Here is a 19,933-nt window from a genome sequence, read left to right as displayed (position 1 = left end):
TGTTACCATTCTATAAGAATATGTTTTTTTGAAAGGGGATTAAGAATGATTAAAAAGATGGTTTCCCTGGTTGCCTTAGGTGTGGCAATCGGGTGCTTTGCAGGAGAAAAGGGGTATGCAGCAACAAATCCTCCTCAACAGGATATTAATAGAATGCTAACCGAAGCAGCCTTTAAAAAAGGTATACCGCCTGAAATTGTGAAAGCTGTTGCTGTTCAAGAAAGCAGCTGGCGCCAATTCAATGAAAAGGGTGAGCCTTTAGTCATTGATGGCGGGATTGGTATCATGCAGGTTACCCAACCCCACAATTATAATGAGGAATTGTTAAAAAACGACATCAAGTATAACATCGAAAAAGGTGTAGAAATACTTGATAATAAGTTTCGTAATGTTGATGCAATTCTTCCAAAACTGAATGATATGGACCGTGACGTGCTTGAAAACTGGTACTTTGCATTATTGGCATACAATGGCAAGAAACAAGTGAATAGTCCTACGAAGCAAGATGATGGCAGTGTTAACACAGGAGCCTATCAGGAGAAAGTCTATGCGAAAGTAGATTACTATAATAACTTTATGGGAGTTTCTCCACTGCCATTCCCATTTAAACCAGAGGACTTCACGTATACCGGACACCCTGATTTTAATTTGCTATTTAAAAAGATGGAATACGCTGTTCCGGATCACTTATTGCATGAAACAAAGCATAAATTCGAAAAAGATGATATTGTTCTTTCTGCACCAGGTGCACAATTCCGTCGTGTTCCTTCTTCAGTAAAAACGATTGACCCAATAATGAGTTTACCAAAAGGGAAACGTGAAGCTGTCACCATCCTTGATCCAGGGAATCAAGCAGGAGCCCCTCAATATTCATCATTGGTTTACGATGAAACCTACAAATATGATTCAAATACTAAAATGATAGACAGACAATATGTATGGTATAAAGCGGTACTAAATGATGGTAAAACCACTGCTTATACGGCTTCAGGTGAAATGATCCCATTAGGTAAACGTCTGCATGGTTTTGATCGTTTGGAAACAGCAGCTGCTGTTGCTAGAGAAGGCTGGGAATCAGCGGATACCGTTGTGATTGCCTTTGGTTATGATTTTCCAGATGCTCTAGCCGGCACACCGCTTGCGTATCACCTTGATGCACCGCTTTTATTGTCATACTATGATTCATTAAGGGACGCAACGAAAAAAGAGATTAAAAGATTAGGTGCTAAGAATGCTGTCCTGCTTGGAAGTTCAAAACTCATTTTGCCATCTGTTGAGAAAGAATTAAAGGATCTAGGCATTAAAAACATCACTCGTTATGGCGGGAATGATCGATTTGAAACAGCAGCAAAAATAGGACAGCAATTACCGAAAAAGGATACCGCAGTCTTGGCTGTCGGATTCAACTTTCCAGATGCGCTATCCATTGCTTCTTATGCAGCTCAAAATGGCTACCCTATTTATTTAACACGGGAAACTGGGATACCGGATGTAACCGCAACCGAACTAAAAAAATATGAAAATATCATCGTGGTTGGAGATAAACAGCTGCTTCCAGATAGCATCTTATCTAAAGTGTCACCAAAGAAAGTCATCCGATACGGCGGGGCAACTCGTTTTGATACCAACGCGGCCATTGTAAATGGACTTTATAATGGGGTTGACAAGGCTTATCTTGCACGAGGATATGATTTCCCTGATGCCTTAACTGGGGCGGTATTAGCTGCAAAACAAGGTGTACCTATTTTGTTATCCAATGATCAGAATGTTCCACCTTCTATCCGGAGTACTATTTTGAATCAGAAAATTGATTTCTTTGGGTTCCTCGGTGGTCAAGATGTGCTAAATGTTCAAAATGAAATTGGACAAATTGTTCAAGAAATAAAGTATTAAAATTAAAAGGAACTTCTGTAATTGGAAGTTCCTTTTTTCAAACTATTATTTAGTGGGGAGGTATTTCTTTCATGTTATGGGATAAACCAAAGTGTCTCGTATGTAATAAAGAAATTAAGGAAGATGAAATGGTTTATGTCAAAATGCGCTATCCTAAGCGAAAAGGTTTTACAGAAATAAAAGCTTACTTAAGGAATGAAGGTACATTCATCTGTGAAGAATGTTTTCAAAAAAAATAATAGTAGGTGTAGTGGATGTTTAAGAATAACATGACAGAGCTTTTAAAAATTGAATTTCCGATTATCCAAGCTCCTATGGCAGGAGGAGTTACCACCTCAAGTTTAGTCGCTGAGGTTTCAAATTCCGGAGGCCTTGGAATGATCGGAGCTGGTTACATGACCCCAGATCAAATCCGTGATGAGATCAGAGAAATAAAGCAGTTAACATCAAAACCATTTGGCATCAATCTATTTGTTCCGAACGAATTTACCTGTACAGAAAAAGAAATCATAACTGCAAATGAGCACTTACAACCCATGTATAAGCAATTAAGCAGCAGCATGGTAAACCTTAACATACCTTCACCTAATCAGGTATTTGATACTTTCAATGAGCAAATTCAAGTGGTCATCGATGAAAAAGTCCCTGTTTGTTCTTTTACTTTTGGTGTTCCATCCATTGAGATAATCGCTAGGTTAAAGCATCATAACTTGATTCTAATGGGAACGGCAACAACTGTTGAAGAAGCAATTGAAATTGAAAGGTTAGGGATGGATTTGGTTGTTGCCCAAGGCAGTGAAGCGGGTGGCCACCGAGGAAACTTTATGGCTGAAGACGAAAACAGTTTAGTAGGTTTAATGTCATTAATTCCTCAGGTTGTTGATCATGTAAGCATTCCCGTGATTGCCGCAGGAGGAATAATGGATGGACGGGGTCTAATGGCGGCTCTTTGTTTGGGAGCTAAGGGCGTTCAAATGGGTACAGCTTTTCTAACTTGTATCGAAAGTGGAGCACATCATGTACATAAAGAAGCGATTCTTCACGCTAAAGAGGACCAGTTGGTGTTAACAAAAGCATTTTCAGGTAAATCGGCAAGGGGAATACACAATAAGTTTATTTCAGATATGAAGAATCATCAAGATTCTATCCCGAATTTTCCAATTCAAAACACACTCACCCAACCCATTCGAAAGGCTGCTTCTGCTCAAAATAACCCAGAATACATGTCACTCTGGTCGGGTCAAACTCCAAGATTAGCCAAAAATCAAACCGTTGAAATGTTAATGAAAGAGATTATATTGGAAGCAAAATATATTAAAGATATAATAGCGGATAAGTAAATTTGTCGAAGAGCGATTGATCAGTGGGACCAATCGCTTTTTTATATTAATTTCTGTCAAGAGTTATTAATTGTGAAACTTTTATGAACTTGTCCCTTATTCTTAATAACAACATAGGTATCGTGTTAATATGAATATGCTAGGAATCAAGTACTAGTTTTGCGACAAATCGAATATATTTATGACATCATGTTTCAGAAAGAAAGGAGCATAATCTTGAAAAAAATCATTTTTATCTTGTCTTGTATATTAATGATGGTACCTTCATTGGTTAGTGCGCACACTAGCTTATCTTCATCAAACCCATCAGAAGGACAGGTTGTAACAGAGAATCTTGAACAAATTATTCTTACATTTGGTACTTCTATCGAGGAACTAAGCACGATGGATTTGGTTAAGGATGGGAATAAAATTCCTTTAGAAGGAATCAAAGTTGAAAATAAACAATTAAGCGGGACCATAGCAAAACCATTAGAGAATGGCCCTTACATAATCCAATGGACAATTGTTGGAGAAGATGGCCATCCAATAAAAGGCGAAATTAATTTCGTAGTAGAAATGGAACAAAATGTAACTGAAGAGAATCCTGCGACTCCTGAAGAAAGCGAAGGAACGGAAGAGGATGACAGTCAGACAGATCAAGTAGAACAAAATAGTGAAAATCAAGATACAGCATCTGATACAGTTGAAAATGCAGACAATGAAGATGATAAAGACTCATCAACTATGTTAATTACTGTTTTTATTATCTTAATTGTAATTTTTGGAATCGTACTTTTATTATTTACTGGAAAGAAGAAGCGTTAACATAATACATTTGTAATCTACCATCCTGAAAGGAAGACTTAATATAATGAAGAAGACCGCAGCATCACTACTGTTCATGCTAGTTGCAATTTCGCTTTTTGCAGGGATGGCAAGTGCCCACGTAACGGTACTGCCTAAGGAAACCACACAGGGAAGCTATGAAATGTTTACTGTTCGGGTACCATCTGAGAATGATACTGTACCAACAACACAAGTAAAAGTAGAATTTCCATCTGAAGTAAATATCAGCCGCTTTGAGCCAAAGCCTGGCTGGAAATATGAAATTCAGAAAGACGCCTCAGATAAAATTACGAGCGTTACTTGGACGTCAGAAGAGGAAGGGTTAACAGCAACTGAATTCGGTCTTTTTAATATGCAGGGTAAAGTTGCAGACGAGGCAACTGAAATTGTATTCAAAGCTTACCAGACTTACCAGGATGGCAGTGTAGTCGAGTGGACTGGAGCACCGGATTCACAAAAGCCGGCTTCAGTAACAACTGTAAATCCAAAGCCAGCTGACGGATCAGGTGATCACCATGGTGCTTCTGCAAAAGATGACGAAGCAAAAGCGGATGAAACAACTAAAGTAGAAGTAAAGGAAACTTCAAAAACATCAAATGCTCCACTTTATGTATCTATTGCAGCATTAATCGCAGGGTTACTAGCCCTGGTTATTTCACTTAAGAAACGGTAAATAAGCTTGTAAGAAGAAAAGGGCGTATGGTTAGCATACGTCCTTTTTTATTTATATAGGGTTAGGCTCAAATTATCTGTTGGGGAAGATCAGGTTTGATTAGACGCCCGTGTGAATATAAGCGGAATAATTCCGTCTATTTTGAAATTATGTTTAAAAATAGCTGAGATAGACGGAGAGATTCCGGCTATTGATTCAAAAAACGTGAAAAATCTAAAGTTTACTTTGAATAAGCGGAAAACCTCCGCCTATATCCCCCGAAATGAGCTCCAATCTGCAATTAGACGGAATTTCTCCGTTTATTTCACCCCCTGCTGGCTACCAATAACCATCATAATTGGAAGCGATATCCTCCTCAGTCCATAGGTACATTTCCTACCCAGCGTGAATAGAATACCTAGATTAATTTTGAAGGGAATGAGCGATATGTACTATGTTCCTTATACCTACCCATATGCTTATCAAAATCCTTATTATGCTAACGTGCCAATCTATAATTATGGGAGACAGGATTTGTATTGGGGTTACCCGTATGAATTAGACTATGCCAATCGATATCAGTATTGGCAATCTATAAATCAAAGAAATTTTGAAATTAAGGATTACGGTAAACAGCCATTCGTAGTGAATATTGAGGAAGCGACTAAGCAAAACAATACGTTTCGAACAGCTTTATGGACAGGAGGTCACTTCCAAGTCACATTGATGAGTATTAACGTGGGTGAAGACATTGGATTAGAGATGCATCCCGATGTTGATCAATTCCTGCGCATCGAGGATGGGCAAGGAATCGTTCAAATGGGTGATACAAAAGACAATTTAACGTTCAGGGAAAGCGTTTCAGATGATTTTGCCATCATAATTCCTGCAGGGAAATGGCACAATATAACCAATACAGGGGATACTCCACTGAAACTTTATTCCATTTATGCACCGCCTGAACATCCTTTCGGGACGGTTCATAGAACGAAAGCAGACGCGATCGCAGCTGAAGAAAATCACGCTTAACGCGTTCGATTAATACAAATACATTATGTATAAATTGAAGAAGCGTTGTTTTTCATGAAACTGAACGCTTCTTTATTTTTATTTCTCAATGGTTTTGGATATTCTGTTAGTGAAACTTAAGATAAAAGGAAAGAACGATTACGTGTCGAATTATTATGATGGATTCCATTGAAAGTGGAAAAGGAGTGAATAGGTATGACTACGTCAGAAAAAAGTTTACGCATTTGCGACAGAGGACACAAATATTATAAAAGCAGTGATTGTCCAACCTGTCCTACTTGTGAGTTAGAGAGAAAACCTGAAAGTGGATTTCTATCATTGCTTTCAGCACCTGCTAGAAGGGCATTAGAAAGTAATGGTATTACAAGTTTGCAGGAGCTTTCTACTTATAGTGAAAAGGAAATTTTAAAATTTCATGGAATGGGACGTGCGTCCTTACCTAAATTAAGGTCCGCTTTAGAGGAAGAAGGATTGTCTTTAAAGAATAGCAAAGATTAGGTATCTACTTAAGGGAGAGATTTGTATGGAAAATATCATGTTAGAATGGAATGGGGATAGAGTAAGTTATTTTGAGACTGGGGATCGTCAAAATCCAACCATTGTCTGCCTTCACGGTTTAGCTGGAAGCGCTGCTTATAGTTTCTTGGAACTTAGTAAAAAGTTATCCACTCATTTTCATCTCATATTGATCGATCAGCCAGGGCACGGGAAAACCACAGCATTTAGGAATGAAGAAGACTATATATTTTCAAATCTAGCAAAGTGGTATGAAAAGCTATTTGATTCCCTATTGGACAAACCATTTTATATTTTAGGACATTCATGGGGAGCAGATTGTGCCCTGCATTATGCTAAACATTTTCCTGATAGAATTAAGGGTATTATTCTATTAGATGGCGGTTTTACTTTTCCAGAATTTCAAGAGGAAATGACTTTTAATGCAGCCTACGAGGGTTGGAACAATTATCTCGATCATGCTATGTATCATAATTTAGACGAAATTTTTAATGAGTACCGCACCTTCACAAAGCGCTGGAGTACAGACATTGAACAGTCCGTACCAACCATTTTTATAAAGAATGAAAAATATGAGTTAATTGCCTCTAAATTTACAGTATTATCTATCATTAAAGCGTTTTTCGAAGAACCTTTTTCAACTACATATCCTTATATTAAATCGCCTTTATTACTCATTCATGCTGCAGAACCGAAAGAATTAGAGGAGGCACGAAAAATAGGAATCTCTCGATTAAGAAAAGATATTTTAGATTCTACTATTATTTCCTTAAACAATACCGGTCACATGGTCCAATGGGATCAACCAGACGAAGTAAGTTCCGAAATTATGAAATGGGTGAATCATATAAAGGAATAATGTCTTTGTCCATCCAAAAATCCCCCAGAGTGGTTACTTGGGGGATTTTTTTTGAAAGTATTATTCCACGGTAATAACCACTTTACCTCGAGCATGCCCTTGTTCAAAGTATTTAAAAGCATCCGGCACCGGTTTATCAACCTATGCTACTTCAAGAACATCTGACGGACCATATTTATTACACACTATTGCTTTCATAAATGCCCTCCACTGAAAGTATAAACATCAAAAATATATCTCTAAAGTTAAAACACACATAGGTAAAAAGATATTCCAGCTGAAGGACTTTCAATACATGAATCCGTTATAATTTGATACAATTACACTATAAAAATTGGAATAATTAGGAGGATGCCAATATGGTCAATAAAATATCCCTCATACGTTCTAGCAATTTAGCACAAGTGGATTATGCCTATGCAAGTCGAGTTCCGGCGGGTATGGATATTCTATTTCTAGCTGGAGCCTGTCCGCTTACAAAAGAGGGAATCGTACCTGAATCTAGTGATTATGCATTGCAAGCAAACCTTTGTGTGGAGAATTTGAAAGAGGCCTTAAAAGAATGCGGCGCCACATTGGCAGACGTCGTCTATACAAGAGTACTTGTTGCTTCAGAGAATCGATCCGATCTAGTGACCGCCTGGGAAACGATACGAAGAGAATTTGGCGAACATGATGTTCCAAGTACATTATCAGGGGTTACAGTTTTGGGATACAGAAATCAATTGGTAGAAATAGAAGCAGTTGCTGCAGTAGATAAGGAACAATGACATTGAGGAGATCCGATATGCAGGAAATTATCATAACTCCGTTTGACCCTAAGTATGCAGAACAAACCGTTCAAATGTGGAGAGAGAGCAAAGAAAAGGCAATTGGCCAGAAGGAAATTCACAGTTTTGAAAATCACGTAAACTTTTTAACCCATATATTGGTTAAAAACTATCAAATAGATTTAGCGTTAATGGATCAGAAAGTAGTTGGCATGATTGCCTATAATCATACTGAAGTAAGTCAGCTATATATTCATAATGATTACCAAGGAATTGGAATTGGCCAAACCTTACTTGAAAAAGCTAAAACCCATTCCATTGGCAGATTAACACTATATACCTTTGAAGTGAATAAAGCAGCACAAGTATTCTACGAAAAACATGGATTTAAAATTATTAGCAAAGGTCATGAAAATGAAGAAAATTTAGCAGATATTCTTTATGAATGGAATTCCTAATCGTGTTCATTCCGCGATTAGGAATTCCACTATTTTCTAATTATTCTCTATTATTTTCCTATTCCGCCTATTATGGAAACGCTTTTATGTGAAGTGATTCACATGTATAATAAGAGTGTAAGGAGTTCAATAACCGTAACTGGAGGAATCAAGATGCTGACAGAATTATTTCTTGAATTCAAAAACTGGTGGTTTGGCGAATCATTGTACAATGAAGAGATTGAAGAATTTGAACGGATTGAATCCAAGCATACAAGGGTGCACCATGACGAAGATATTTACGAAATGATAAAAGTACATTAAATGATATAGACAATTTTCCAAAGAAGACATCTAGTTTAGAAGTCTTCTCTTTTTATATTTTAGATTGATAAAATTCATAATCTGTTTGATTTTCGGGTGAATAAAGCTCATTTTCCTATGCTATTCTTAATCTACCAGGTACAATCATCCTACATCCTTGGAGGGGTTAAAATGAGCTGCGGTTGTTCATCACATATTCGAGATGGAAAAGACATTGTTGATCATGTTAAGAGTAAAGGAAAAGAAAAATTAGCACCGGCAGTGGTGCATGAGATTCACTGCGAGTGTGGAGAGACTTTTACCTTAGAAACAGTTATCATGAACTGTCCTAAATGTGAAATGACTTATGCCGTAACACCTTGTGGGTCCAGTGATATTCAAAATATCAAACTTGCTGGGATAAGGTACGCGTAAGGAGTAAGGCTGCTGACTGCAGCCTTTTTTATTTTTCTAATCCATTTAAAGAAGAATATAAATATTTCCAAAATTATCAGAATCGATTATAGTGAAAAGTAACTATATATTTTTTACTAAAAAAGTGAATGGTCATTCAAACATTCAGAAGGTTGCAGGTGGATACATATGGAGCAAGTAAACAGAGTAAAGTCAGAAATTTCAAAGGTTATGGTGGGAATGGAGCGGGAGGTTGAGCTTCTTACTATTTCGCTTCTTTTTAATGGACATATATTACTAGAGAGTGTACCAGGGACTGGGAAAACGATGCTGGCTAAGTCATTTGCGAGCAGTATTAATGGAGTCTTCTCAAGAATTCAATTTACCCCAGACGTCCTGCCTAGTGATGTAACCGGTATACAGTTCTTCAATCCTAAGATTCAAGAGTTTGAACTTCGAAGCGGGCCAATTGTAGCTAATATTGTTCTGGCAGATGAAATTAACCGGGCTACGCCAAGGACTCAATCGAGTTTACTTGAAGTAATGGAGGAGAGACAGGTTACAATCGATGGGATTACGGTGAAAGTAGATGATCCTTTTATGGTTATTGCCACCCAAAATCCGGTTGAAGCACAGCAAGGAACATTCTCGCTTCCAGTCGCCCAAATGGATCGTTTCTTTATGAAGCTTACGATGGAATACCCAAGTTTGGAAAGTGAAAAAGAGATATTACAACAAGCACGCGGATTAGGCAGGAGTCATCAAACTCATGCTGTTTTAAGTCATGAAGAAATTAAGAAACTGAAAGAATTGGTTCAGCAGATCAAAATCAATGATACAGTTGAAACTTATTTGCTGCATATCGTAAGACAAACAAGACAGCATCCAGAAATCGATTTGGGTGTTAGTCCACGCGGGGCATTGGCGTTAATGAAGGCAGCACAGGGCCAAGCATTTTTGGAAAATAGAGACTATGTTATTCCGGAAGATATTAAAAAGATGGTTCCCTATGTGCTGGGTCACCGTATCATACTATCGACGGAAGCTTCATTTACAAAGTCACCTGAAAGTGTGCTAAAGGAAGTATTGGAAGCTGTCCCAGTGCCTGTTGAGATGGGATCTTAATCATGGAATGGAGAAAATATAGTGTTGAGAACAAATATCTGCCTATAACAGGAGTGTTTGGGTTCTTTCTGTGTATCACTTCTTTTTTCTACCAATCATGGCTGGTCTTTTTCGTTGGAGTGTTTATTATTCTGCTTCTTTACTTCAATCATCTCTATCTCCAGAAGGTAGGAGAGGGTTTATTTTATAATAATCAGAAGATTAGAGGGAAGTATTTCCCACAAGAAGCGGGGGAATGGTTATTACAATTTAACAATACAGGTGTACCCATTATGAAAGCGCAGCTTACGGTTACTTTCCATGATTCTGTTACTCCTCATGACTCACGTGCTATAAAGAAGGCATCCATGTATGAGGTTACGGTCCCATTTTCTAGCAGCTATCGTCAAAAAACTAGTGTTACCATTCCATTTACTGCTGAAAAAAGAGGAGTCTCCCGGATTCGTAAAATTGAACTAATGATTCCACACTTCTTCGGATTTGGTGAAACCATATTAGAAAAGGAGTTTCATTCCATACAAGAAGCGCTTGTTTATCCGAATACATTAGCTGTGCACAATAAACATACGCTGCTAACTAGTAAGCAGGGCGATTCTCCGGTTTCATATTCTCTTTTTGAAGATACCCTTTCACCAGCTGGAACACGAGAATACCATTATAGTGACTCTTTTAATCGTATTCATTGGAAGGCTAGTGCTCGTAATCAATCCTTACAAACAAAGCTTTATGACAAAGTGACAGAGAATGGCTGGAATATCGCAATCAATATTGGCGACGATCGTTTTATTACTAATAATCTAGAGGAAATTTTAAGCGGGGTCGCAGATTTAGCCTATTTCTATGTCAAACAGAATATCCCTTTTTCCGTTTGTATTAATATCCGGCATGTTGGGAACACACCCTTTTATTACATTATGCCGGGGACGGGCAGGGAGCATTTGCAAAAAGTATTGGAAGCCATTGCACATATAGATGTGCATACATCTGTTTATCCTTTTGAAAAAATGCTTGCCTATTATGACAGCCATTTAGAAACGCAGCCATTCTTCCTGCTTGCTGGTCAATACATTCCTGAAAAAAGGGACTTACTGAAAAAGATTGCTGAAAAAGGATCCAGCATTTACGAACTTATGGTGAATGAACAAAGTGCTTCTATTGTAAAGAAATCATTCTCCCACAAAAGGGGGATACCGTCCTGAAAAACAATGTTTGGTATTTGGTTTATTATAAAACCATTGAAATCATTTTTGGCAGTTTACTTATGGCGCCTTACTATCTATTACAGAAACAAGAAATACCGTTCTTCTTTTATTTTTTGATCGCGATACCAGCTGCCTATCTATTTATTTTCCTAGTATACAAATATCAGGAGAAGAGCAAATTATTATTTTTTATAACACTCTTGCCATATATCGTTAGTGTTGGATTATGGCTAGGGTTTTCGATTGTTTTTGTTCTCCTGCTATCAATGGTGGTTTACTGGCGGATACCGGTTATGAATAATGAAGGAGAAAGTATTCAAACAGGTTTATGGGTATTCCTAACGATCTTCTTCGGCTTCATAACACTCGTTATCTCCAATTTACAGGAATATCCTTTTCAGCAGCACTTGATTATCTGCATCATAGTCCTTCTTGCTTTCATTCTAATAGGTGGATTTATGATGAACTGGTTAACGATGACTGGAAACAAGCTCGAAAAAAGGCGTCTGCTCCGGAACTTCCTATCCATAATGGGGATTATGATTACGATTAGTCTCGTGATTGTGGCCTTGAGGGATGTCCTTAAATGGGTGGTTGTTTCCACCCTCCAATTAGTGGTATTTGCCGCTTCAATCCCTTTGTCTCCCTTGTTTAATTGGGCTGAAAAAGTTGAGCTGACAGGAGAATTGAATCCCTTTGCTCAAAATCAGGACGAACAGACGGAAGGAGAAGGTGAGAATACAAGTTTCATGGAAGAACATTCGTCAGTGGCTTCAAATATCGATTTTAATTTCACTTATTTTTTCATTGTTGTATTTATTATCCTATGTGTATTTTTATTTGTGTTCCTCTATAAGAAATTTCAAGGAAGTACAGAGGATTTAAATCCTGCCGAAAATGGTTATTTTATCTCTACTTTTGATGAAAAAGAAATGAAGAGGAATACAAAAACAAATAAGCAGGGAGAACAGTCTTCCTATCGAGTCCGTAAAGAAATCTATCGACTTGAAAAATTGGCAGAAAAACTTAAGCTTGGCAGAAATTCTTCGGAAACGCTAGGAGAATGGTTTAAAAGAGTAGGAGTCAAAGAGGACACTTTCCTCCAAAACGTCTATGACCGGGTTCGATATGGAAACCAATTTGAATCTGATGAGGAATTTCAATCATTTATAAAAAGTATTGAATCAAAGAAAATAGAGTTAAAGCAGATTCATAAATTGCTCCTACAAGAGGGTAAAATAAAATCAACATCACGTATGAAAAATATTATTAAGGGATTTTCATCTCGGTCAGAAGAACAATAGTTAATTGTTCTTCTGTTTTTTTATGAAATACAATCTTTGTCGAAAAATAAAGTTTTCGACAATACTTTTTTTAGCAGGAATTTACAGTTGTTAATTAGAATTTAAGGAAAAGTTAGAAATGTTTGAATATTAATGAATGAGTATTCATTCATTTTTAACAAAAAAAGATAAAAGGGGGTATCGTATGAACGGTTTTCGGTTATTGCTGGCTGAACTGGCCAAGCTAGGAAGTAAAAAGGGAGTACTATTTTCAGTCATTGGCGTATTGCTCATACCAATTGTGTATGTAGCCATTCTGCTTTCACCTACCTGGTCGCCATACGACAACTTATCCAATTTGCCTGTTGCAGTCGTAAATTTGGATAAGGGTGGTGTGTCAGGAGACGAACCAATCAATGTTGGTGAAGACCTGGTGGCCAGTATGAAAGAGAGTATGTCTCTCGGGTTCAAGTTTGTAAGTTCTGAGGAAGCAGAAAAGGGGATGGATGAACAGGATTACTATATGATGATTGAAATACCAGAAGATTTTTCTGAAAAAATCACAACGGTAATGGATGAAAATCCACAAATCCCTGAACTGCGTTATATCCAAAACGAGGGCTTGAACTTTATGGCTTCCCAAGTTACCAACAGTGCCACCGAAAGAATTCGCGAGCAGCTGGGTAATACCATTACAGAGACGTATGCAAAAAATATTTTTAAACAGTTAGGTGAAATTGCAAGCGGTTTCAAAACAGCGGCTGATGGTTCAGAGCAAATACATACTGGATCCTCAGAACTTCATGACGGAACAAATACCATGCTGGACTCTTTGGTGGAAAAATCACCAGATATTGAGAAGCTGGCTGCGGGTTCTAAGGAGCTTGAAAATGGTTTGCAAGAATTACGAAGCAGTGTAACTGGAAAGCAAGGTGATATTGCTAAGCTGGCTGCAGGTGCAAAAGAACTTGAAAAGGGCTTGCAGGAATTACGAAACAGTGTAACTGGAAAACAAGCCGATATTGCAAAGTTAGCTGCAGGCTCAAAAGAGCTTGAAAAAGGCTTGCAGGAATTACAAAGCAGTGTGACTGGAAAGCAAGGTGATATTGCTAAGTTAGCGGCAGGTTCTAAAGAGGTTGAAAATGGATTGTCTGAATTACTAAGCAGTGTAACTGGAAAACAACCCGATATTGCCAAATTAGCTGAAGGTGCAAAGGCAGCGGACGATGGTGCTGTTGAAATTCTTAGTAATCTAAAAGGCAAAACTGAAGATATTGCTGCTCTTGCTAAAGGATCAAAAGTTCTAGAAAGTGGTACAACACTATTACTGGGGAATCTAACTGCGAAACAAAATGATATTTCTACATTAGCAGCAGGTTCTAAAGAACTTTCAGCTGGCGTAAGTGAGCTTTCAAGCAAAATTTCTGCTGCATCTCCAAGTATTACACAGCTTCATGAAGGTGCAAAGAAGTTGAACGAGAACGGCCCCATTCTACAAGGTGGCAGCTCACAGATTTTAGCAGGCTTACAAAATATTCAAGGCAGTATTTCGAATCAATTGGTACCAGGAAGTCAGCAATTACAGGCTGGTGTAGGAAAGCTTAGCAGCGGTGCACAACAGCTAACTGGACTGTCAGGTCAACTTGCTTCTGGTTTAAGTGCCTATCTTGCACACCCAGTTCTTGCAGCTGACCCACTATTTAACCAATTGGTTGAATTAGCAAAAGGGATTAATGGCGGCATTTCGTCCATGTCACAAAGTATTGATTCTGAGTTAAAACCAGGAATGGATCAATTGGCAAAAGGAATCTATCATGCACAAGATGACCCTGCTAATCCAAAAACATTAAAATTAGGTGTCGATGCACTAGTTGTTGGTCAAACTACGTTAAATTCAAAAATTAAAGATGAATTGGTTCCTGGATTTGGCCAATTGGCAGCAGGAACTACTCAATTAAATGCTTCATGGAATGATATGCTAGTAAAAATTCCTGTAATGGCAGATGGTGCGGCTAAGATTGCTGATGGAAATCAAACAGTAGACACAGGCTGGAGATCACTTACTGCTGGAGCAACTGAATTGAATTCAGGGGCCAGTTTAATCTCAGCTGGGAACCAAAGTGTTAACACTGGCTGGCAAGCATTAACAATGGGTGTCACAGAGCTGCAGGCTGGTACATCCCAAATTGCTGCCGGAAATGCATCCGTTAATACAGGCTGGCAGGAAGTGATTGCTGGTACTGGTAAACTTCATGCCGGTTCCACTCTGGTGAGCGCTGGAAATGCAGACGTGAATACTGGCTGGAAGCAAGTAGTAGATGGTGCTGGTAAACTTCACGCTGGTTCCACTCAAGTAAGCGCCGGAAATGCGACTGTGAATACTGGCTGGAAGCAAGTAGTGGATGGCGCTGGTAAACTTCACGCCGGTTCCACTCAGGTAAGTGCCGGAAATACAACCGTAAACACAGGCTGGCAGCAGGTCGGTGCTGGGGCAGTTAAACTTCATGCTGGATCCACTCAGATAAGTAATGGTACTGATGCGGTTAAAACTGGCTGGGGTGACCTGACAGAGGGAGCAACACAAATCAATGATGGTGTTGGAAAGATTAAGGATGGCAGTAACGAACTCGCAACAAAACTTGGTGATGGTGCTGAAAAAACGGGTGCGATCAACGTAAACGATGACAATATTACCATGTTCTCTTCACCAGTGAAGACCGTTGGAGAAAAAGTGAACGGTTATCAATACTACCGTGATTCAACAGCTCCATATATTATCTCACTTGCTTTGTTTGTAGGGATGTTAATTATGTCATTTTTCGTAGACTTTAAGAAGCCAATAGAGATCCCAGCATCAAAAGTAAGCTGGTTTGCAGGTAAATATATGAAGCTTTCGATTTTTGCGATATCTCAAGCCTTATTGGTTTCGGTATTCTCGTTGATTATCATTGGGCTTCAAGTCACAAACGCGTTCTCATTCATTTTATTTTCGATATTCGTCAGCATGACTTTTATGACGATTATCTTCTTCTTGATCGTGTTTGCTGGTAACATTGGTCGATTTATTGGACTAGCACTTATTGTGGCACAGCTTTCGATTACTGGTGCTAACTTACCAGTTCAAATGCTTCCTGAGCTGTATCGCAATTTAAGTCAATACTTGCCTTTAACTTATACCAATGCAGGCTTTAGAGCCGTAATCTCACTTGATGACATGGGCTATATGTGGGCCAATACCGGCATTCTCTTTGTATATTTCGCCGTTTTTGTTGTTCTTGCACTATGCGTTTTCTTGTTCAGCAGGAAAAATATCGAGGATGTCCGTTAAAAACAGAATAAACAGAAGAACATTGATTTTATATGTTCTTCTGTTTTTTTATTATGGTTACACGATCCAAGCTAGAAGCCATGATAATTCCAACTGAATATCGAAATAGATCCACAGTAAGAAAGCCTTTCCCTAAAATTAATGCCCCGAATAATGTTCCTCGAAGTTGATTAATCCAGTCTTCTTGATACAGCTGGCTGAATTCGATAGCGAAGCTGAATAAAAGACTGAGGAAGATGGCTGTTACCATACGTTTATTCAAAAATAAGAAGCGAAATCCAAAGTAAACCATCATGGCCCAGAGGACATCTCCGGCATTTTCTGCTATAAAGGGGAATATGAGATGACTGAATTTTCTAGATGCGAGTCCTAGTAAAATGGTGATTAAAACAGCTGCAAAATACGTCCTCCTCAAGCGATCTGGTGATTCATAATTAGAAATCATTGGCAACTCCTTTTTTCTTCCGTATAATCTTCATTATACATATTTTTAGAATTTTATTTTACTAATAGAGGTGTTAGTGATGCTGAAAATTGAAGAAATCCAATCTATTGAATCCTGCTTAGATTCACTTTCAGAACTTTTGGTACAGGTGGTGGATGACTGTGCATCCATAGGATTTTTACCGCCTATGAAGCTATCAGATGCGAGGCAGTATTGGCAGAGTGTTATCACACCAGATACTATTTTATTTATAGCAGCACTAAATAATGAAATAGTTGGAACCATTCAACTCCATTTATGCACGAAGCAGAATGGCCATCATCGAGCGGAAATCGCCAAATTGATGACGAGTCCCAATGCTCGACGTAAGGGAGTTGCCCGGACCTTATTGAAGATAGCGGAGGAAAGAGCAAGAGCTGAAGGAAAGTCTCTGCTTATACTTGATACAAGGGAGGGGGACCCATCCAATCTCCTCTATCAATCACTTGGATATATTCAGGCTGGAAAAATACCACACTTTGCCCTTTCAGGAGAGGGAGAATTAGATACTACAGTGATCTATTATAAAATAGTAGATTAATAGAAAGTGGGATTATGATGATCGTAATAGGAATTGATTTATCTGGACCGAGTAATCATAAAGATACCGTTCTGGCCGTCTTTGAAGCACAGGATGGTAAATTAAAGTTTCTCAAGCTAAGGAGAAATATTAGCGACTTAGAAATATTGGAGGAAATCCATCTTCAAAGTCAAAGAGATGAAATGGTTATTGGTATTGATGCCCCTTTATCTTACGAGGATGGCGGCGGAGACAGGCTTGGTGATAAACAGTTGAGACAGTACATTGTTTCACTGGGTATGAAGTCTGGTTCCATCATGACTCCTACCTTTAGTCGTATGGTCTACTTAACATTAAGAGGAATAAAACTTACGAGAGAAATAGAAAATCTCACAAGCCAAAACCCAATATCGCTCGTGGAAGTTCATCCTGGTGCTGTTATCGGATCAAGAATTTCGCAAGAAGACTTAGAATATGTATTGAAGTATAAACAAGAATTTCCAGCAAGAAGTTTTATAAAAAATTGGCTAGAGGACCACCACTTAGCCAATTTACCTTCATTTATAGACGAAGAAAGTCATATGATTGACGCATGTGCAGCAGCATTAGGGGCTTGGCATTGGAAGGATCCATGTTTTAAACCGAAATGGCTGCTCCCTGCAAATCCGCCGTTACATCCTTATGATTATTGTTGTTAATGAGGAATTCAAGGAGGGACTTAAGATGAAATTTTACATTGTTGATGTCTTTGCGGAAAACAAATATGAAGGAAATCAATTGGCAGTTTTCATACCTGATGAGAAGCTTGAACATAATGAAATGCAAAAAATTGCCAGAGAAATAAACTTTTCGGAAACTACCTTTATTATGTCGGGTATACAGAATAATGGTGGATATGATGTTAAGATTTTCTCACCTGATTCCCAATTACCTTTTGCAGGGCATCCAACCCTTGGAACAGCGTATGTTATCAAGAACTTTTTAAGCACTTCAGAAAATAGTGAAATAAAACTTAATCTGCCTGTTGGGCAAATACCAGTGATTTTTGATGATCCATATGCTTGGATGACTCAAAACCAACCTGAATTCGGCGCTATCGTAGAGAATGATAGAATTGCTAGTGTATTACAAATTAATACAGAGGATATCAATCATCATTTTCCGGTTCAAGTGGTATCAACAGGATTACCAAGTGTTATTGTTCCTTTGAATTCTTTAGATGCTATTAGTCGATGCACTATTAATCATCAAGCCTATTTAGAGCTATTGAAGGATATGGGAGATATTAATTTACTAGTTTTTACAACTGAAACTTTAAAACCAGAAAACAATTTAAATGTAAGATTGTTTATGCCAATACCAGGATATTTAGAGGACCCGGCAACAGGAAGTGCGAATGGAAATTTAGCAGCATATTTATTGGAGTATAACTTCTTTAATTCCAACGAAATAAACTACCGTGTTGAACAAGGTGCTTTTATCGGCAGACCATCGCTGTTAAAAATAAATGCTAATAAGACTTCTAATCATTATCTCATCCAAGTTGGCGGGCAAGTGATTGTTGTTTCAGAAGGTAAGTGGTATTAAAAATTAATTGAAGGGATATAGAATATGCAAACATTGCCACAAACACAACCAGTAAAAAAATACATACCCCTTTCCTTTTTAGTTATTTTTCTTGGATATCTAGTTTTTGGATTATCAGAGAATATTAAAGGTCCAGCGATTCCTCAGATGCAAATGGATTATGGTATTGATGAACTGCAGGTTGGATTTCTGCTTGCAATCAATTCCATTGGTTTTTTAATTGCATGCAGCTTTACAGGGGCTTTCTCGACTAAATTCGGTATTAAAGTTACAAGTCTAATCGCTTTTGGGTCAATGGCAGTATCAGGTGTGTTTATTTATTTTTCTAGTAACTTCACTGCTTTTTCAATCTCATATTTTATTATGTACTTAGGAAACGGAATGTTAGAAATTGCGCTTGCGATTTTAGCTGCGAGAATTTTTACGAAAAACACTGGTTTTATGATGAACCTTTCTCATTTCTTTTATGGCCTTAGTTCTACCGCTGCCCCCTTACTAGCAGCAGGCTTAATGGGAGTGACAGTTTTCGGCGGCCGTGAGTTAGGCTGGCAGGGGATGTATTTATTCATGCTTTCTTTATGTATCATTCCCATGATACCAGCATTTTTCAGTACACTTCCTGTTGATCAAACAACAAAACACGAGCGCCTGCCTATAAAGATGTTCTTAAAGGATCGGGTAGCTTGGTTCATTATTCTCATACTTTCGTTTGGAGTGATCGTAGAGCTGTCGATTGCTGGCTGGCTGGTTAACTTTCTTGAGCGATCGTTTCACTGGAGTGGAGCAGCTGCGTCTGGTATGCTATCAATCTTTTTTCTTTGTTTTATGGTAGGAAGGTTACTCCTAGGATTTATCACCGATAAAATAGGATTTATGATTTCTATTATTCTATTTTCTGGTCTTGCTGGAATTACCACCATTTTGGCAACATTATTTGGAGCATCAGGTGTATGGTTATATGCAGCAGCTGGGTTTGGAATTGCTCCTGTTTACCCGACAGTCATGGCGCTGATTGCTAAAAGATATCCTAACGGAATTGACGCTGCCATTACCGTTACAGTGACCATTATGGGGATTGTAGTCGTTATCAGCAATTTATTCTTAGGAGCGTTAATTGAATTTTTTAAAAGATGGTTCACAGGCTTTCTAGGCGCTGAAATGGGACTTATGCGAGGATTTCAGGCAGGGTTTATCTTCATTGGAGTTTGTGGACTGCTGTGCTCTATTTTTAGTATTATTTTGTATCGGTATTTGAAGAAAGTGAATGAAGTGATGTAAACGAGTACTTTAATCAATAACCAGCAGGTGTAAAATAAACGGAGAATTTCCGGTTATATAAAAATGGAGCTCGTTTTAGGGTGAT

Annotated in this window: 21 protein-coding genes; 20 read left to right on the top strand and 1 reads right to left on the bottom strand. The window is 38.2% G+C overall.

The genetic code is table 11. From position 1 onward, the window contains the following. Window positions 1-45 precede the first annotated feature (45 nt). The 16 genes from SFC47_RS23660 to SFC47_RS23585 all read left to right on the top strand — a co-directional run bounded on the left by SFC47_RS23660 (window position 46) and on the right by SFC47_RS23585 (window position 15,979). Window positions 46-1,893 carry a cell wall-binding repeat-containing protein gene (locus SFC47_RS23660; protein WP_411257008.1) on the top strand — a complete coding sequence of 616 codons (1,848 nt, stop codon included), beginning with the start codon at window positions 46-48 and terminating at the stop codon, window positions 1,891-1,893. 71 nt (window positions 1,894-1,964) lie between these two features. Further along, window positions 1,965-2,132: a Fe3+ hydroxamate ABC transporter substrate-binding protein gene (locus SFC47_RS23655; RefSeq protein WP_411257007.1), complete on the top strand. Its 168-nt coding sequence runs from the start codon at window positions 1,965-1,967 to the stop codon at window positions 2,130-2,132. Window positions 2,133-2,147: 15 nt separating this feature from the next. After that, a complete protein-coding gene (locus SFC47_RS23650) occupies window positions 2,148-3,233 on the top strand; it encodes an NAD(P)H-dependent flavin oxidoreductase (protein ID WP_411257006.1) in 1,086 nt (361 codons plus the stop codon). 216 nt (window positions 3,234-3,449) lie between these two features. Further along, window positions 3,450-4,040 carry a copper resistance CopC family protein gene (locus tag SFC47_RS23645; RefSeq protein WP_411257005.1) on the top strand — a complete coding sequence of 197 codons (591 nt, stop codon included), beginning with the start codon at window positions 3,450-3,452 and terminating at the stop codon, window positions 4,038-4,040. A 46-nt stretch (window positions 4,041-4,086) separates the two neighbouring features. After that, a complete protein-coding gene (locus tag SFC47_RS23640) occupies window positions 4,087-4,734 on the top strand; it encodes a YcnI family copper-binding membrane protein (RefSeq protein ID WP_411257004.1) in 648 nt (215 codons plus the stop codon). A 426-nt stretch (window positions 4,735-5,160) separates the two neighbouring features. Beyond that, window positions 5,161-5,742 carry a cupin domain-containing protein gene (locus tag SFC47_RS23635; RefSeq protein WP_411257003.1) on the top strand — a complete coding sequence of 194 codons (582 nt, stop codon included), beginning with the start codon at window positions 5,161-5,163 and terminating at the stop codon, window positions 5,740-5,742. 195 nt (window positions 5,743-5,937) lie between these two features. After that, entirely contained in the window at window positions 5,938-6,240 is a 303-nt protein-coding gene (locus SFC47_RS23630; RefSeq protein WP_411257002.1) for an RNA polymerase alpha subunit C-terminal domain-containing protein, read from the top strand. Between the two features lie 25 nt (window positions 6,241-6,265). After that, the gene (locus SFC47_RS23625) at window positions 6,266-7,117 is read left to right on the top strand and encodes an alpha/beta fold hydrolase (RefSeq protein ID WP_411257001.1); all 852 of its coding nucleotides are present in this window, start codon (window positions 6,266-6,268) and stop codon (window positions 7,115-7,117) included. A gap of 359 nt (window positions 7,118-7,476) precedes the next feature. Next, window positions 7,477-7,887: a RidA family protein gene (locus SFC47_RS23620; protein WP_411257000.1), complete on the top strand. Its 411-nt coding sequence runs from the start codon at window positions 7,477-7,479 to the stop codon at window positions 7,885-7,887. Between the two features lie 17 nt (window positions 7,888-7,904). Continuing rightward, window positions 7,905-8,345: a GNAT family N-acetyltransferase gene (locus SFC47_RS23615; RefSeq protein WP_411256999.1), complete on the top strand. Its 441-nt coding sequence runs from the start codon at window positions 7,905-7,907 to the stop codon at window positions 8,343-8,345. Between the two features lie 153 nt (window positions 8,346-8,498). Further along, window positions 8,499-8,648 (top strand): hypothetical protein, encoded by a 150-nt coding sequence (locus SFC47_RS23610; protein ID WP_411256998.1) that lies wholly within the window; start codon window positions 8,499-8,501, stop codon window positions 8,646-8,648. A gap of 171 nt (window positions 8,649-8,819) precedes the next feature. Further along, entirely contained in the window at window positions 8,820-9,062 is a 243-nt protein-coding gene (locus SFC47_RS23605; protein WP_411256997.1) for a hypothetical protein, read from the top strand. Window positions 9,063-9,230: 168 nt separating this feature from the next. Then, window positions 9,231-10,166 carry an AAA family ATPase gene (locus tag SFC47_RS23600; protein ID WP_411256996.1) on the top strand — a complete coding sequence of 312 codons (936 nt, stop codon included), beginning with the start codon at window positions 9,231-9,233 and terminating at the stop codon, window positions 10,164-10,166. A gap of 2 nt (window positions 10,167-10,168) precedes the next feature. Then, entirely contained in the window at window positions 10,169-11,365 is a 1,197-nt protein-coding gene (locus SFC47_RS23595; protein ID WP_411256995.1) for a DUF58 domain-containing protein, read from the top strand. A gap of 17 nt (window positions 11,366-11,382) precedes the next feature. Continuing rightward, on the top strand, window positions 11,383-12,672 hold the full coding sequence (locus SFC47_RS23590; RefSeq protein ID WP_411256994.1) for a hypothetical protein: 1,290 nt from the start codon (window positions 11,383-11,385) through the stop codon (window positions 12,670-12,672). A gap of 184 nt (window positions 12,673-12,856) precedes the next feature. After that, window positions 12,857-15,979 (top strand): YhgE/Pip family protein, encoded by a 3,123-nt coding sequence (locus tag SFC47_RS23585; protein WP_411256993.1) that lies wholly within the window; start codon window positions 12,857-12,859, stop codon window positions 15,977-15,979. Between the two features lie 28 nt (window positions 15,980-16,007). Here the strand turns inward: SFC47_RS23585 and SFC47_RS23580 are convergent, their stop codons facing one another. Beyond that, window positions 16,008-16,424, bottom strand: coding sequence for a ribosomal maturation YjgA family protein (locus tag SFC47_RS23580; RefSeq protein WP_411256992.1), 417 nt, complete (start codon window positions 16,422-16,424; stop codon window positions 16,008-16,010). Window positions 16,425-16,503: 79 nt separating this feature from the next. Here SFC47_RS23580 and SFC47_RS23575 point away from each other — a divergent pair, with 79 nt between their 5' ends. Genes SFC47_RS23575 through SFC47_RS23560 form a run of 4 tightly spaced genes read left to right on the top strand, consistent with a single transcriptional unit; the run spans window position 16,504 to window position 19,848 of the window. Beyond that, entirely contained in the window at window positions 16,504-17,004 is a 501-nt protein-coding gene (locus SFC47_RS23575) for a GNAT family N-acetyltransferase (RefSeq protein ID WP_411256991.1), read from the top strand. A gap of 14 nt (window positions 17,005-17,018) precedes the next feature. Then, entirely contained in the window at window positions 17,019-17,681 is a 663-nt protein-coding gene (locus tag SFC47_RS23570; protein WP_411256990.1) for a DUF429 domain-containing protein, read from the top strand. Window positions 17,682-17,706: 25 nt separating this feature from the next. After that, complete coding sequence (locus SFC47_RS23565; RefSeq protein WP_411256989.1) at window positions 17,707-18,570, top strand: PhzF family phenazine biosynthesis protein; 864 nt, start codon at window positions 17,707-17,709, stop codon at window positions 18,568-18,570. A 24-nt stretch (window positions 18,571-18,594) separates the two neighbouring features. Further along, window positions 18,595-19,848: an MFS transporter gene (locus tag SFC47_RS23560; RefSeq protein ID WP_411256988.1), complete on the top strand. Its 1,254-nt coding sequence runs from the start codon at window positions 18,595-18,597 to the stop codon at window positions 19,846-19,848. Window positions 19,849-19,933 lie beyond the last annotated feature (85 nt).

It is taken from the genome of Neobacillus niacini, assembly GCF_046591715.1.
Classification (GTDB): Bacteria; Bacillota; Bacilli; order Bacillales; family Cytobacillaceae; genus Neobacillus; species Neobacillus niacini_L.
Note: the sequence above shows the minus strand (reverse complement) of the source record. Positions and strands in the feature narration are given on the sequence as shown.